Raw genomic sequence first — 15,147 nt, forward strand, 5'->3', positions numbered from 1 at the left:
ATATTAACTATTCAGTTTCACATTAAACTTAATTTAACTATAAGGCCAAACCCAATCATTAACTTCGGGTATGTCTACGCCGTGTTCATGGGCGTATTGGCAGCACTCAATTTGACGGTCTCTAAATAATTGTTTTGCATGTGCTCCACCACTTTCAAGCTAGGTACACGGTTAATTACATCAATGGCAAGACTAAACCTGTCAATTTGGTTTTCAATCGCCAACTCAAGCGGTGTGTTTATATTGCCTTTTTCTTTATAGCCACGCACATGTAAGTTTTTATGATTATGGCGTTTATAGGCTAAGCGATGTATTAACCAAGGGTATCCATGAAAGTTAAAAATAATGGGTTTATCTAAAGTAAATAAACTATCAAAATCATTATCGGATAAACCATGAGGATGCTCTGTTTCACTTGTTAAACGAAACAAATCCACCACATTAATAAAACGCACTTTTAATTGTGGAAAATGCTCCCTTAGCAAGGCTGTTGCTGCTAACGCTTCTTTTGTTGGTATATCACCGCATCCTACCATAACAACATCAGGCTCATGACCTTGATCATTACTTGCCCTTGACTCCATATTCCCAAACCCTTGGTACAATGCTTAATGGCGCTATCCATATCAAGATATTGTACGTGTGATTGCTTATCACAAACAATCACATTGATATCATTCTCACTACGTAAACAGTGATTTGCGGTTGAAAGTAGGCAATTAACATCAGGCGGTAAGTATATTCGGGTAACGTCAGGGTTTTTATTAACGACAAGATCTAGAAAACCAGGATCTTGATGCGTAAATCCGTTGTGATCTTGACGCCAAACGGTTGAGGTAATTAATAAATTAATGGATGAAATGGGTGCGCGCCAAGACAATTTTTCGCTGATAGCTAACCATTTTGCATGTTGGTTAAACATAGAATCAATGACATGCACAAAAGCTTCATAGGTAGCAAAAAAACCATGTCGTCCAGTTAGTACATAACCTTCAAACCATCCTTCAAGCGTATGCTCAGATAACATTTCTAAAACACGCCCATCCGGACTAAGTTCTCCCCCATTATCATCTTCAGGTAAATATTCAGATAACCATAACTTTTTACTGACTTCATAAATGGCTTCTAATTTATTTGATGATGTTTCGTCTGGCCCAAACACTCGAAAATTATCATGATTCATGCGCATAATATCACGCAACATTTCACCTAAAGGTCTAGTGTTCATTGCATTGGTTTGGGCAGGTTTATCTACTCTTGCGGCATAGCTTTGAAAATCGGGCATCCGTAAATTTCGTTTTATTAAACCACCATTTGCGTGAGGGTTTGCACTCATTCGGCGTGAGCCTTTGGGTGCTAGTGCCTCTAATTCTGGTATTAACCGTCCCGTTTTATCAAATAATCTATCGGGCTGATAGCTTTTTAGCCATTGATCTAACATTGTAAATTGTTCTGTATCAGAAACGACCCCTGTTAAAGGCACTTGATGCGCACGCCAAAACCCTTCGACTTTATTGCCATTAACTTCTTTTGGCCCTGTCCAACCTTTAGGAGAACGTAAAATAATCATTGGCCAATGCACACGTGATGCTTTACCTGAAGTGCGCGCCTCATTTTGATGAGCACGAATGTCCTTAATACAATTTTCCATTACCTCTGCCATGGTTTGATGCATGAGTGTTGGGTCACTCCCCTCTACAAAGTAGGGTTTCCCACCATATCCAATAAATAATGCTTCAAGCTCTTCGTGCGGAATACGTGACAGTAATGTTGGATTGTTTATTTTGTAACCATTCAAATGTAAAATAGGCAATACGGCCCCGTCTCGAATAGGGTTAATAAATTTACTTGAATGCCAAGATGTTGCTAAAGGTCCTGTTTCTGCCTCACCGTCTCCCACAGCAACAGTTACAATTAAATCGGGGTTGTCGAATGCTGCACCAAACGCATGAGATATACTATAACCAAGCTCACCGCCCTCATGAATAGAACCCGGTAGCTCAGGCGTACAATGACTGCCAATTCCCCCAGGAAATGAAAACTGTTTAAATAATCGTTTCATACCGGCAGCGTCTAAACTTACATCTGGGTATATTTCGGAATAGGTTCCTTCTAAATACACAGGAGCTAAAACGCCAGGCGCCCCATGACCTGGCCCTTGACTAGAAAAATAGCATCAAGGTCATACTTGTTAATAAGCCTATTTATATGAATATACATAAATGACAAGCCGGGGCTTGACCCCCAATGTCCTAAAAGCCGTTTTTTTATATGCTCGGGCGCTAAAGGTTGTTGTAATAAAGGATTATCTTGAAGGTATATCATGCCTGCGGCAATATAATTACAAGCCTGCCAATAGGCATTAATTGAATGCAATTCATTGTCTGAAAGTAGATTAGTGTTTTGCTTAGTTTTATTCGAGATTTCCATTTGAATACCACACATATAATTTAATAGTTAAATCATTCTTACCACTCAAATGCTCTGATAAATAATGAGTATTTGAATGTTCCCTTTTGAACAAAGATTTTTGGGTCTGTTCAAATTACATTGTCAATAAACCACTACACGATGTTGTCAATATTTTCTTTATCCTCTTGTTTTTCATTAATATTATTCGTCATATATTGCACTACAGTACAAGTAACTACATCACCAAGCACATTAACGGAAGTACGGCACATATCTAATATTCGATCAACCCCAAGAATAAGCGCAATACCTGCACTAGGAATACCAACGCCTTCTAGTACCATACTAAGAATAATAATGCCGGCACCAGGTGTGGCAGGAGAACCTATTGACGCAGCAACCGACATTGTGACAATAAAAACATAGCTGCTTATACTCAAATCAACATTAAAAACCTGTGCGAGAAACACTGTGGCTACACCTTGATATAGTGCAGTTCCTGTCATATTTATTGTGGCACCCAAGGGGACTAAAAATCGTGATATCTCTGGTTTTATCTTAAGTTTATCTTCAACCACTTTTAATGTCAGTGGCATTACAGCCGCTGAGCTGCCGGTAGAGAAAGCTAACAGTAATAATTCTCTAACATTAACAAATACGGCTTTAAATCGTTGTTTCAAGGTTATCGTAGCCACGAAAAAATACAAACATGCCATGATAATGATGCCTAATAATACCGTTGCCATATATATGGCCATACCAGTTAATACATTTAAACCAAGGTTGGCAACAAGTCTTGTTATTAAACCAAAAACAGCTAAAGGCGCTAATAACATAGCCCATGAAACGATGCGTAAACTCACCTCTTGTAACGCCCCCAACAAATCAAATAAGGGTTTTGATTGCTGAGCAGGAATTGATAATAAAGCGACCCCTAACACAGCAGCAAATAAAATAACTTGCAACATTTCACCCGAAGCCATCGAGGCTAAAGGATTTTTAGGTATTAATGCTGATACTTTATTTGGAAATTCAGCTGCATCAGGAAAACCTTTAGCAACCGCTTTAATGGTGGGGGTAGCATTGGGGTCAATTAAAGAGGTAGCATCAACAAAATGACCCGGTTGAATATTAAGTGCTAAGAAAATACCAATAGCAGCGGCCAATGCTGTTGAGATAATGATAAAAATCAAAGCGATCATGCCATTTTTTTTCATCGCTTCAGGATTATTATTCGCCGCTAGCCCCATCACTATTGAGGCAATAACTAATGGCACAACAATCATTTGAATAATAGCTAAAAACACCTGTCCGGGTAGTGCGAGCCAAGCCGTTATAATTTTAACTGTTCCAAAGAGAAACCAAACCTAAATCTGGTCCTAATAACACCCCAAGAATGATACCTAATCCTAAAGCGATAATAACTTTCAGCCAGAGCTTTCCGCTTACCAATTTGTCAAATTGATCCGCCAAATTTTTCAGTGGATTGAAAAAAAATTGTGATTTTTTCATGCTAATTCCTTCTCTTCATTTCCACTTTACTCATTATATTGTAAAGATTGAAATTCAATTTAGACTTATTTGACAATACGCCATAAATACACGTAAATCATCTTTTATCTTTACGATATTTTCATTTGTTTTTCTTAGGATTTTAGATGTTATTTCAGTCTATATATTATGAACCTCAGCGTACTTACACGAATTAAGGCAAATCAATATACCAACATAGAAAACATTCAGACTACTAAGAACAGATGACACTAAGCAGGTATAATACAAATCTTAACAATTATGTGATCATTTCTACTTGCTAAAATCACCAACTACATCGTTATTTAATAATTATAACAACTACTTATTGAAATAAATGCCTTGTATTTGGCAATTTTTTCTCCGTGTACAATAGATCACTTAATTAATGAAACGGGTATAATTGTCATTATCTTGGTAAATAAAAGATCATTACCACGCAAAAAATAACAATTGCCCAAAAAACTTTAACAAAAAATTTAATTTTACTGCCTTTACTATGCGGGTGTTTTTCAGGTAGAGCCATACCACAGTGTTGGCAATGGCTAGCACTTTCGTCATTATTACCTTGACAATAAAGGCACTTTTTATCTTTTTTATTCATACCTGAGTTCCTTATTGCGAAGTCAATTGATGATATAGTTGCGGCAAACGCAAAGGTAATTGTTCTGGTCTTAAAATTACGGTAAAACCATCCGAGCCAAAAAGATAAGGTAAATAGGTCTGCGCATCAGTGTCAATGGTGATACAAAAAGGTTTTATACCCAAACGCTTCGCTTCAGTAATAGCATTATGCGTATCTTCGATACCAAAACGTCCTTCATAGTGGTCAATATCATTGGGTTTACCATCAGTCAAAATAAGTAATAATTTTTCAGTACTTTTTTGTTCATTAATAACCTGTGTTGCCTGACGTATTGCAGCGCCCATACGAGTATAAAAACCAGGTTTTATCGCTTGAATGCGTCCTCTTACATGGTCTGTGTAATTTTCATTAAAATTCTTCAACATAGTAAAACGAACATTATGTCTTTTTACCGACGAAAAACCATACATAGCGAAATTGTCACCAACTGACTGCAATGCTTCACCAAATAATAAGAGGCTGTCTTGCACCACATCAATAACACGGTTGTCGTTATCTAAATGTGCGTCGGTCGACATTGATAAATCTGCTAATAAAAGGCACGATAAGTCTCGGTTATTACCGCGAAAGGATCTAAATAAGCCTTTTTCTGCGCTTGGGGTTATTTTACTTTCTACATGAAAATCTAACCAAGCACTCAAGTCTATCTCTTCGCCTTGTGGTTGTGCTTTTAACCAGTATCTTACGCTACGCAATTGTTCAAACTGAGCTTGAATGAGTTTAGATATTTTTTGTAAACGTACAGGTAACTTCTCTGCCTTAGCATCTTTGGGTAGCATTGGCTGTAGTAAACAGCGGTCTTCTTCTAAAATTTGTTTTTTATAATGCCACTCAGGTAATTTTATTCCCTCACCTAAGGGGATATCGTCTTCTGAAGCTGATGGTAAATCAAGATCGATTTTAATTTGTGCACTTTTTTGCTTTTCTTGTTGCTTTGCTAGCGTGATTTTATCAAGATCTTCGACCGTACTTGACATATCATCGTCGTCATCACTGTCATCCGAACCACGATCTAATTTGGAAAACTCACTCCAAGAAAATAAACTTTCAAGACGAAAAATCATCATACCATTACGTTCATCTGGAGAATCAACACGTTCAGCTTCTTTACGACTTGTTTGTGATTTTTTGACTGATTTTTTTTGTTTCTCTTCCTCTTGCCCCTCTTCTTCAATATCTTGATATTCAGGCGGTACAGTTTCTTCAGAAGAAGATGAGGGATACAGCCATAAATATACTGCTTTAGGCGCAAAGTTAACCATTGGGAATTCAGTAACAGAGCCCGGTGTTAAAATGGAATTTACAATTGCTTGTTCCATTGCTTGCTCAGTGTGAGGCAAGGTATCAATGGGTTGCCGACTTGCTACAAACGCTTGTGCTAGTCGAGTATAACGATTACGAAGTGCAGGAAACTTTTCTAGTATATTAACGACTAATGTTTGGTTATCGGTAGCCCAATGAGAGAAGCGACCATTGTGATTTGAGGCCAAAACAGCTAACCAAATATATAAATCATAATTTAATGATTTATCATTAAATATGGCAAGTGACTCAGGTAAACGTAAACTTTCTTCGTCTTGCCACGCTAAACTCACCAATTGGGTATCACCTGAAATTTTTTGTAAAAAGCTTTTTCGACTAAGATATTCACGCCCTGAAGCCGCTTCTACCCGCTTTACTGAATCTCCGCCTAAGGCACGAAAGACCATACCAACTGATTTACTTACTTCATCAAAAGCAACTCTTGCTTCTTCAAATTCAGGATTTGCCTTGCGGGTAATATACTTGTGCCATAGTCCGCCAACCCACTCTTCCATAACACTAAAACCGTATAGTCAGTTAATAATGCTAAGATTGTATCAAATGATCTCGCTGTGTGTGTGATTTGGGTCAAGATTAGTGAAGTGTTATTACGGTATTTTCAAGTATTCATTAAAACAAAGGAAGTTTATGTGCCATAGCTCGCGCTAAGTTAAGCATACCAAGCAGCACAAAACAGGCGTGCATGGTAACAAAATAAACAACGGTTATCATGACTGACACATCAAATTGATCGGAAAATAAAATATAAAAGGTCGGAGCAACACCTAGCATGACCCCTGCTAGTGCAGACACTTGAATACTTCTAATTAAATGTATCCGATTATAATTTGAAATTTGCTGTGCGTTTTCGCTATTCGATTTACTTTGAAAAAAATAGTACACAAGAATTAAAAAACTGATAATGGGCACAAGTAACAAATTTGACAAATAAAGCGATTGGTAAATTATCTTGGGCTTGTTATGTTGATTTGATTTCATATTCACTTACCTTTTATAGTTAACCTAGCACGGTTTAAGACGAATGAAGCCGAATAAAGAACTTATACCAAATAAATAATTCCTATAATAATAGGGAGTAATATAACATAGCCTAATAATAATCGTCGCCAAAGTTTAGGCGCATATTTAAGCTCCATAAATACATCAATTATCTGTTGTCCTTTTAAAAAAACAATAAATAAAACAGCGCCAATAAACAAGCTTTTCTGGGTAGTAAATAATTCAAGTACTTCCCCTATGTATACAGAAATAACCGTAAAGAGCAGTAGTAACAGCCAAGTTATGGTATTTTTTTTATTCGTATTAATTGATGACATCAGCGTTAAATCACGTAAACAAGAGGAAATAAAATAATCCACAACATATCAACCATATGCCAATAACTAGCACCTGATTCAAAGCCTGTGATATTACTCGCGTTATACTCATTTTTTGCCGCTTTTACTGCGACAAAAACTAGGATAACCATCCCTAAAAGGACATGCATTAAATGAAAAAAAGTAATCATAAAATATAGGGTAAAAAAGGTATTCGTTTCAATCGTAATACCTTGTTCAAATAAAGATAAATATTCCCCTATTTTGACTCCGATATATACACACGCCACTAACTTAGCAATAACTAACAGTTTGGCTGCTTTTACCCCGTCTCCTTGGTGCACTTTTGTTAAGGCAAGCGCGACAAAATAACTACTTGTAATCAGGGTAAGCGTATTAATGAAACCGGATATTTTATGTAATTGAGCCTTCCCTTGCAGGAATATTTCAGGATTTAACTTTTCAGAAACAGCAAAACCGATAAATAAAATAGCAAAAACAGTTAATTCAGCCAAAATGAAAAACCACATGGCTAAATCACCAGGCAGCCTATTTTCTAATTTGTGTGGTGAGCTTGTTTCAACCTCAGGAGATAGTGTCTCAGCACTTATGGTATTATTCAAGGTTACTTCCTGTTTATGTTCATCCGACAACTATTCATCAAAATAAATTTTAGCAACATCCATTAGCGCTTTAACTGTTTGAGGATCATCTGATAATGGCTCAGCTAAACAACAGCGACACACATCTAATACATTCATGCCTGTACTGATCATACGGGCTGCATAAATCAATAAACGTGTTGACGCCACTTCGTCCAAATCATTTTGTTCTAGTTTTCTTAGCGCACCGGCTAATTCAACAAGTTTAAACGCTAAATGCGCATCTACGCCAGTTTCTTTAATCAGTATCTGTTGTTCAATTTCCGCCGTTGGGTAGTCAAAACGTAATGCAACAAAACGTTGACGAGTACTTGGTTTCATCCCTTTGAGCAGGTTTTGATAACCGGGATTATAGGAAACCACTAACATAAAACCTGGGGCGGCTTCAATCAACTCACCTGTTCTTTCTAACGGTAGTACACGTCGATCATCAGCTAACGGATGCAAAACAACGGTTGTGTCTTTTCGAGCTTCAACCACTTCATCTAAGTAACAAATCCCCCCTTCTCTTACGGCTCTCGTTAACGGACCATCTTGCCAGTAGGTACCATCAGGACCAATTAAATGACGACCCACAAGATCCGCGGCCGTTAAATCATCATGACAAGCAACGGTATATAACGGTTTATTTAATTTTGCCGCCATATGAGCGATAAAGCGCGTTTTACCACATCCTGTAGGTCCTTTAATTAACACCGGTAGCTGATGCTCATAGGCATGATTGAACAAAGTGACTTCGTTGCCTTGTTCTTGATAGAAAAGCGCTTTAGTGGTCATATGCGTTAGTTAACTCAATAATAATTCTTGTGAGTAAAATACCTTAGCACGAAGGAAAGTACAAATACGATTAACCGCTTAATTGATAAGGATCATTGAAAGGGTAAAGTTTATTATTTCTAATAGATTTGCGCTTTAACTTTTAATGTACCGAAAGTTTAGTTAAAATCAATATCTCAGCATTTTTCATTTGAAATAGTTTTAATATGCATGCAATTTTTGAATACATTCCTTTAGTTATATTTTTTATTGTTAGTAAATTTGTGGATATTTATTGGGCTACTGCCTCATTAATACTGACATCTGCTTTACAAATCCTTTATTATTTTTTGAAAAAAGAGAAGGTACCAACACGTAATTGGATATTTTTTGCTCTAATTGTTGTTTTTGGTGGTTTAACTATTTTTTTACATGATGACGTTTTCATCAAGTGGAAAGTAACCATCATCAATGAAATTTTTGCCATTGCATTACTTGTTAGCTATTACGGTTTCAACAAAAACATCATTAAACAGTTTCTTTCCGAATCAATATCATTACCTGACCCTATTTGGACCAAATTAAATCTTGCGTGGGCGTTTTTCTTTGCTTTTTGTGGTGTACTAAATTGGTACATTGCTTTTAATTTTGATTTAGAAACTTGGGTGAATTTCAAAGTATTTGGACTTACAGGTCTGATGTTTGCCTTCTCAATTATTACAATATTATCCTTGAGTAAATATATGACAGACGACAAAGATGACATTTCTGATGCCATTGAAGATAGTGTTGAAATCACCTCAAATGTAATCAGCAAACCGCAACATAATAAAGATAATGACAAAATATAGGAAAACTCATGTTATATGTAATTTACAGTGAAGACGTTGCCAACAGTTTAGAAAAAAGATTATCCGTTAGAGAACATCATTTAGCCCGTTTAAGTGCCTTGCAAAATGAAGGTCGTTTGTTAGTGGGCGGTCCTTGTCCCGCTATTGATAGCAATGATCCAGGGGAAGCAGGCTTTACTGGCTCTTTAGTTATTGCCGAGTTTAATGATTTAGTACAAGCACAAGCTTGGGCCGATGAAGATCCCTATATAGCTGCCGGTGTCTATGAAAAAGTCATCGTTAAACCTTATAAAAAAGTACTTCCTGCTTAATATCCTCTTTATTAAGATCTGCGTAAAAACTGTAGAGTTAACTTTTTTTACGCAAGGATATCAACTATGCTGTAAGTGTCTAGCGAAAATAAAATACTGACAGTGACAGTGACAGTGATACATAAACATAATTCAATATTTCAACAATGTGTGCATGGCCAATAAAATCTTAGCGTTAAGTGTTTTCATTCTTTCACAATCTTTTTTGTCTGCACCGGCGTTTGCGGAAAAAACCATAGACGAATGTGAAAAAGTGTCATCCACACAAAAAAAACTGTCCCGTTGTTTTGATACACTGTCGTCAGGGCTCGATCGAGAATTACAAACGTGGGTTAATAATCATGTTTTTAATCTAGAGGAAAAAGCGTTATTGACAGGACGCCATGCCGCATTAAAAATGTTTAAACGATCGCAAAATGATTTCATTACCTTTCGTGACAACGATTGTCGGTGGCAATATCTTGCTATATCACCCTGAAGAAAGGAGCTGATTTAGCCTATAAAAAATGCTATATCATAATCACAAAGAACCGTATTAGTGAACTCAGTAAAGTGCCTTAAAACAGTGTTTTATTTAATACGTTATATTAACCCTGCTTTATTAAATCCTCTTTACTAAATCATTATAGAAAATAATAAAGAATGACTTCTTTAGTCTAAGACAAGCTTGATGGCGAGCTTTCAATTGGCGCGATTTCCTCAGCTTCCTCTTCAGGACCAAGTAAAATGCCTAACCGCGCATGTTTTTTCATTGGTATCAAGTGCTATCTTAATCATCATGGTTAGTGGAACAGACAAAAACATTCCAACAGCACCAAAAATGTAACCCCATAAAATTAAAGATAAAAAGACAACAAAAGCAGATAAACCTAACATTTTACCCATTAATTTAGGCTCTAAATAATTGCCGACTATATTATTGATGGCGAAAAAGCTTATCCCTGTCCACATTACACCTAATGGGCCTAATTGTATTAACGCTAAAATAACCGGTGGTACAGCCGCAAGCAATGAACCTAAATTGGGAATAAAGTTTAATAGAAAGGCCAAAGATTCCCCAAAGAAAGGGATAATCTACCCCAATAAGTACCAAGGCTAAAGACGCTAAAACACCTGTTAATAAGCTCGTGGCCGCTTTAATGGCTAAATAATGACGTATTTTACTAAGTACATGGTTTACATGTACCATTTTGTCTTGTGCATCTGAAAATGCTTTGGCAAATTTAGCAGGGAAACTTGTTGTTTCAGCTAAAATAAAAATAACGCAAAGGAAAATAACGAAGAAGTCACTAAAGATGTTACCCACACCACCTAAAATCATGGTGACTAATGACATGATGTCTGCTTTCTCAAAAGCAGATGCTACATTAACATTCTCAATTGGCATACCATGGGAAGCAACCCAGTCGACAATTGACTTAACTCGAGTTCCTAATTGTTCAATATAAAAGGCCTTATTCGCATTAAAAGCATTTATTGAATCGCCAACTAAAGCGACAACCCCATACACAAAAGTTAGAATCACTGCGAGTACAATCACAATGGCTAACGAGCGGGGTACTTTATGATCTTCCATCCATCGAATCGATGGCATACAAATAATAGCGATAAACAAAGCCATTAATAACTGCACTAAAAGCGGTGCCGCAACTTTTAAACCTGAAATGATGATGATGATGGAGGCAAATGCAACGAGGTAAGGTGTTGCCTGCTTAGAAGGGGTCATACTTATTATTATTCCTTGGAGTTTACTAAATTATCTACAATATATAGATAACGTTTCAGGTATATATCGAGCCAATATACCTGAAATTGATGCTATTCACTAGCGTAGAAATAAAAGCACTCTGTCAATTTAATGAAAATTACATTATCAAACCAATGTGCTTATTTTTAACTTTTAGTAATAAACGAGGGCGTTCAAAATTCAGTATTAGTTTAAACTAATTTATTACCTTGCACTTAACCAAGTTTTCGTAATAGTCCCTGTGTATTTTGTCGCATGGTTTTAGCAACCATAAGGTAACCAATACTTGCCACAAAAATAGCGCCACTTGCAGGACCAAGTAACCACACGTACGGATGTAACCTTCCCGCTAAGTCAAAAAGTTGCTGCTGAATTATTAACAAGGTTACATCACTAACAATTGCCGCGACTAAGCCAGAAATGGCACCTAATAATAAAAATTCATACAAAGTTGCTAACTTTATCAAGCGCCCTTTAGCACCCAATGTACGCAAGATCACTACTTCTTGCATACGCTCAGCTAAACTTGCCTGAACTTGAGAAATAAGCACTAACCCACCACTAATCAATACGATAAAGAGGACAAAACCAATGGCCAGTGTTACTTGAGATATTATTGACTGTGCCTGCTCCATCTGAGATTTAATATCAATCATGCTAATAGTGGGAAAACGTTGCAATAACTGACTGACATCTTTTGTATGAATATCTTGTAACTGTGCTGCACTAAAATAGGTTACAGGTACTTTCCCTGCCATATTAGGGCTGAGGATCATGACAAAATTCGGCTTTATATTGGCCCAATTCACATGTCGAAAACTGGTTACTTTGGCATCAATTCTTTGCTCATCAACTAAGATGGTTAATGTGTCACCTAATGATAAACCAAGTTCATCTTTCCAACCATCAAATACGGATACTTCAATTTCATCAGTATCTGAAAACCATTGACCTTCCGTTATTTCATTATCTTCTGGTAAAGCATCTAGCCATGTTAAATTAGGCTCACGTCTAACTCCTTTACGCGCATCTTCAGCATCCTCTTCACCTTCCTGTTTTGACACTCTTCGCGCATACTCTTCATTATTCACCGCATCAATTCTGCCTCTAAATACAGGATAAAAAGCTTCATGTATTATCCCCTTCTCCTCAAAGAACTGTTTGATTGGTGCCACTTCTTGCTCAGCGATATTAATTATGTACATATTGGGTGCATCAGCAGGAATTTGCATTTGCCAATCTGTAATCATGTCATTTTTTAATACCACCAAAAATAGCATTAACTTAATTGCTAAAGCGAAACTAATCAGCTGAATTGCATTGGCATTCGCTCTTTTTTGTAAGGTAGCAATGGCTAGAGACCAACTTGTTCCTGGTCTAAGTCCCATCCGACGCCCTGCAGAAAAAATCAACTTAGAAATACCAAACAAAAGGGCTATAACTAGCAAAGTTGAACCGAACAAAATTAATGTGGTGATCATTTCCCCACTAAAAAGCCACATTAAAACAAAGATAGTGATCAATGATAAAACAATATGAATTCGGCTTAATGCTAAAGAATCGCCCAAATTACGACGTAATACGCGCAGTGGAGGAATATCAAATAAATCTAGCAAAGGTTTTAGTGAAAACATTAACGCGCACACAAGACCAACAAGGCATGAGAGTAGCCAAGGTCGGACACCTGAAGGAGGTAACTCAGCCCCCATAAATTTGGCTAGATATTCCCCTCCAATATATTGCAATAAAAAGCCGATGGCTAAACCCGCAGCAATAGAAAACAGTGTAACTAGACTTAAATGAAGTAAATAGATATTTCGAATAGTAGTTCGACTTCCCCCGAGTGTTTTCATCATAGCAACGGGATCGTACTGGCGCTCACAATAACGTTTAGCAGACACCGCCATGGCCACTGCAGCAAGCATGATGCCAAACAAACCGACTAACAATAAAAATCGTTCTGCACGGTCTAAATTATTACCCAGGGGAGATTGCCTATCTTTTATCCCCTCCCAATTTTGATTATTTTTCAGTTGTGGTTTTAACCAGGTATAGTAGTTTTTTATTTGTTGTTCTGAACCTGCAAAAAGTAACCGATGAAATACGCGACTACCGGCTTGCACAGCCTTTGTTGCCGGAATATCGTCATAGTTAATCAGTACGCGTTTATTACCTGATAGCGAAAAGAAAGGTGCATCGGGCTCACTGACTAAAACTTTACTTATTAAAAACACGCCGGCCCCTAGCTCAACTTCATCACCAACCTTTACATTAAGGGGATAGAATAAGCCTTCGCTAAGCCAAACTGAACCTGATTCAGGTCCACTTTCCACGTCATACTCTTGTCCTAACAAACTATCTTTAATGGTTATTTTTCCGCGCAATGGGTAGGTTTTTGTAATGGCTTTTACAGAGCCTAATACCAAAGCATCGTTAGCAAACAGCATTGAATCAAAAAATAACATTTGTGCTGTTGCAAGCCCCTGCTCTTGCGCATTACTTAGAATTTCAGGCTCAAAGGCATGATTACTTGAAAGCCGCCTATCAGCAGCGATGAAATCACTACTTTTTGTTCGATATTTAAACTAATTCGTTCCGTAATAGACGACAAGCTAAAAACGGTGAGAACAGCCAGTGCTATCGCGGCAAATATAATCGTAAGTTCACCACGACGAGATTCACGAAAAAATAATTTAAAAGCAAGTTTAACCCACATTAGTAACGTCCCCGTTGCTAACTTTAACGAGTTTTCCACCTTCAATATGAAGAATACTCTGACATTGATTAGCTAATTGCTCATCGTGTGTAACTAGCACAAGCGTTGTACCATTTTGCTTATTTAAATCAAATAGTAGTTTTTCAATTAAATGGCCATTATTACTATCAAGATTTGCTGACGGCTCATCAGCAAAAAGAATTTTTGGGGAGCCTACAAATGCACGGGCAATAGCCACTCGCTGCTGCTCTCCTCCAGATAACTGAGACGGATAATGTGAAAGCCGATGAGAAAGCCCTACTTTTTCTAATAAGGCTAAGGCTTGCTCTTTTGCATCAGGCTTCCCTGCAAGTTCTGCCGGCAACATCACATTTTCAAGTGCAGTTAAACTTTGTACAAAGATAAAAGATTGAAAGACAAATCCCACTTTTTCTGCTCTAATACGTGCCCGTTCTTCTTCATTAAGAGTACTTAGTGCAACGCCATCTAAATAGATTTCGCCTTCACTTGTAACATCTAAACCGGCTAATAAACTGAGTAAAGTTGATTTACCTGAGCCCGATGCACCAACGATGGCTACCGATTCGCCTGACTTGACAGAGAAGCTAATATCGCTAAGGATAGTAAGGCTTCCTTCAAACGTATTAACACGTTTGCTTAATTCTGAAACTCGAATAACATTCAATTGAGAAAGTACTGACATGACACGTTTTTTCCTAAATTTAGCTTTTATAATCACACTATCTTGCTTGTCGTTTACAACATTAGCTAAAGATAAAATATTACTTATTGGTGACAGCTTAAGTTTGGCTGACGTGGTCTAATTGATTCGACTACCCCAGTTAAGGAATAATAGACTTAACTGGAGATTGAA

At 37.2% G+C, this 15,147-nt stretch carries 17 protein-coding genes and 1 pseudogene; 3 read left to right on the forward strand and 15 right to left on the reverse strand.

What is annotated here, in order from left to right:
• Positions 1-74: 74 nt before the first annotated feature.
• From L3081_RS14760 to L3081_RS14810, 11 genes are all read right to left on the reverse strand, one after another.
• Positions 75-584, reverse strand: coding sequence for a phosphoketolase family protein (locus L3081_RS14760; RefSeq protein WP_242286848.1), 510 nt, complete (start codon positions 582-584; stop codon positions 75-77).
• Positions 530-2,122, reverse strand: a complete 1,593-nt coding sequence (locus L3081_RS28380; protein ID WP_242286849.1) for a phosphoketolase family protein — start codon at positions 2,120-2,122, stop codon at positions 530-532. Before L3081_RS28380 ends, L3081_RS14760 begins: the two co-directional genes overlap by 55 nt.
• A 5-nt stretch (positions 2,123-2,127) precedes the next feature.
• A complete protein-coding gene (locus L3081_RS14770) occupies positions 2,128-2,430 on the reverse strand; it encodes a phosphoketolase family protein (RefSeq protein ID WP_242286850.1) in 303 nt (100 codons plus the stop codon).
• 134 nt (positions 2,431-2,564) lie between these two features.
• Positions 2,565-3,719, reverse strand: coding sequence for a dicarboxylate/amino acid:cation symporter (locus L3081_RS14775; RefSeq protein WP_242286851.1), 1,155 nt, complete (start codon positions 3,717-3,719; stop codon positions 2,565-2,567).
• A gap of 34 nt (positions 3,720-3,753) precedes the next feature.
• Complete coding sequence (locus L3081_RS14780; protein WP_242286852.1) at positions 3,754-3,924, reverse strand: hypothetical protein; 171 nt, start codon at positions 3,922-3,924, stop codon at positions 3,754-3,756.
• A gap of 430 nt (positions 3,925-4,354) precedes the next feature.
• Positions 4,355-4,549 carry a DnrP protein gene (locus L3081_RS14785; RefSeq protein WP_242286853.1) on the reverse strand — a complete coding sequence of 65 codons (195 nt, stop codon included), beginning with the start codon at positions 4,547-4,549 and terminating at the stop codon, positions 4,355-4,357.
• An 11-nt stretch (positions 4,550-4,560) separates the two neighbouring features.
• Entirely contained in the window at positions 4,561-6,408 is a 1,848-nt protein-coding gene (locus L3081_RS14790; protein WP_242286854.1) for a nitric oxide reductase activation protein NorD, read from the reverse strand.
• 115 nt (positions 6,409-6,523) lie between these two features.
• A complete protein-coding gene (locus L3081_RS14795; protein WP_242286855.1) occupies positions 6,524-6,706 on the reverse strand; it encodes a hypothetical protein in 183 nt (60 codons plus the stop codon).
• Positions 6,707-6,954: 248 nt separating this feature from the next.
• Entirely contained in the window at positions 6,955-7,230 is a 276-nt protein-coding gene (locus L3081_RS14800) for a cytochrome C oxidase subunit IV family protein (protein WP_242286856.1), read from the reverse strand.
• 5 nt (positions 7,231-7,235) lie between these two features.
• Positions 7,236-7,853, reverse strand: a complete 618-nt coding sequence (locus L3081_RS14805; RefSeq protein WP_242286857.1) for a cytochrome c oxidase subunit 3 family protein — start codon at positions 7,851-7,853, stop codon at positions 7,236-7,238.
• 30 nt (positions 7,854-7,883) lie between these two features.
• Positions 7,884-8,669 (reverse strand): CbbQ/NirQ/NorQ/GpvN family protein, encoded by a 786-nt coding sequence (locus L3081_RS14810; protein WP_242286858.1) that lies wholly within the window; start codon positions 8,667-8,669, stop codon positions 7,884-7,886.
• Between the two features lie 206 nt (positions 8,670-8,875).
• Between L3081_RS14810 and L3081_RS14815 the strand changes: the two genes are divergently transcribed.
• From L3081_RS14815 to L3081_RS14825, 3 genes are all read left to right on the forward strand, one after another.
• Complete coding sequence (locus L3081_RS14815; RefSeq protein ID WP_242286859.1) at positions 8,876-9,499, forward strand: septation protein A; 624 nt, start codon at positions 8,876-8,878, stop codon at positions 9,497-9,499.
• Positions 9,500-9,507: 8 nt separating this feature from the next.
• Complete coding sequence (locus tag L3081_RS14820) at positions 9,508-9,810, forward strand: YciI family protein (RefSeq protein ID WP_242286860.1); 303 nt, start codon at positions 9,508-9,510, stop codon at positions 9,808-9,810.
• Between the two features lie 154 nt (positions 9,811-9,964).
• The gene (locus L3081_RS14825; protein ID WP_242286861.1) at positions 9,965-10,288 is read left to right on the forward strand and encodes a lysozyme inhibitor LprI family protein; all 324 of its coding nucleotides are present in this window, start codon (positions 9,965-9,967) and stop codon (positions 10,286-10,288) included.
• Between the two features lie 233 nt (positions 10,289-10,521).
• On the opposite strand, the gene L3081_RS14830 is transcribed toward L3081_RS14825, so the two are convergent.
• The 4 genes and pseudogenes from L3081_RS14830 to L3081_RS14845 all read right to left on the reverse strand — a co-directional run bounded on the left by L3081_RS14830 (position 10,522) and on the right by L3081_RS14845 (position 14,976).
• Entirely contained in the window at positions 10,522-10,821 is a 300-nt protein-coding gene (locus tag L3081_RS14830; protein ID WP_242286862.1) for an AI-2E family transporter, read from the reverse strand.
• Positions 10,727-11,536: an AI-2E family transporter gene (locus L3081_RS14835; RefSeq protein WP_242286863.1), complete on the reverse strand. Its 810-nt coding sequence runs from the start codon at positions 11,534-11,536 to the stop codon at positions 10,727-10,729. Before L3081_RS14835 ends, L3081_RS14830 begins: the two co-directional genes overlap by 95 nt.
• 236 nt (positions 11,537-11,772) lie before the next feature.
• Positions 11,773-14,273 (reverse strand): annotated as a pseudogene (locus L3081_RS14840) (ABC transporter permease).
• A complete protein-coding gene (locus L3081_RS14845; RefSeq protein WP_242286864.1) occupies positions 14,263-14,976 on the reverse strand; it encodes an ABC transporter ATP-binding protein in 714 nt (237 codons plus the stop codon). The pseudogene L3081_RS14840 and the gene L3081_RS14845 overlap by 11 nt, the downstream one beginning before the upstream one ends.
• Positions 14,977-15,147: the final 171 nt, after the last annotated feature.

Origin of the sequence: Colwellia maritima (genome assembly GCF_022669015.1) — a bacterium.
GTDB lineage: Bacteria > Pseudomonadota > Gammaproteobacteria > Enterobacterales > Alteromonadaceae > Colwellia > Colwellia maritima.

Bases quoted from the DNA above. Each gene is read 5' to 3' on its own strand.
- L3081_RS14790 (WP_242286854.1), bottom strand. From the start codon at position 6,408: ATGGAAGAGTGGGTTGGCGGACTATGGCACAAGTATATTACCCGCAAG.
- L3081_RS14835 (WP_242286863.1), bottom strand. From the start codon at position 11,536: ATGACCCCTTCTAAGCAGGCAACACCTTACCTCGTTGCATTTGCCTCC.
- L3081_RS14785 (WP_242286853.1), bottom strand. From the start codon at position 4,549: ATGAATAAAAAAGATAAAAAGTGCCTTTATTGTCAAGGTAATAATGAC.
- L3081_RS14800 (WP_242286856.1), bottom strand. From the start codon at position 7,230: ATGTCATCAATTAATACGAATAAAAAAAATACCATAACTTGGCTGTTA.
- L3081_RS14780 (WP_242286852.1), bottom strand. From the start codon at position 3,924: ATGAAAAAATCACAATTTTTTTTCAATCCACTGAAAAATTTGGCGGAT.
- L3081_RS14825 (WP_242286861.1), top strand. From the start codon at position 9,965: ATGGCCAATAAAATCTTAGCGTTAAGTGTTTTCATTCTTTCACAATCT.
- L3081_RS14810 (WP_242286858.1), bottom strand. From the start codon at position 8,669: ATGACCACTAAAGCGCTTTTCTATCAAGAACAAGGCAACGAAGTCACT.
- L3081_RS14845 (WP_242286864.1), bottom strand. From the start codon at position 14,976: ATGTCAGTACTTTCTCAATTGAATGTTATTCGAGTTTCAGAATTAAGC.
- L3081_RS14815 (WP_242286859.1), top strand. From the start codon at position 8,876: ATGCATGCAATTTTTGAATACATTCCTTTAGTTATATTTTTTATTGTT.
- L3081_RS14760 (WP_242286848.1), bottom strand. From the start codon at position 584: ATGGAGTCAAGGGCAAGTAATGATCAAGGTCATGAGCCTGATGTTGTT.
- L3081_RS14770 (WP_242286850.1), bottom strand. From the start codon at position 2,430: ATGGAAATCTCGAATAAAACTAAGCAAAACACTAATCTACTTTCAGAC.
- L3081_RS14820 (WP_242286860.1), top strand. From the start codon at position 9,508: ATGTTATATGTAATTTACAGTGAAGACGTTGCCAACAGTTTAGAAAAA.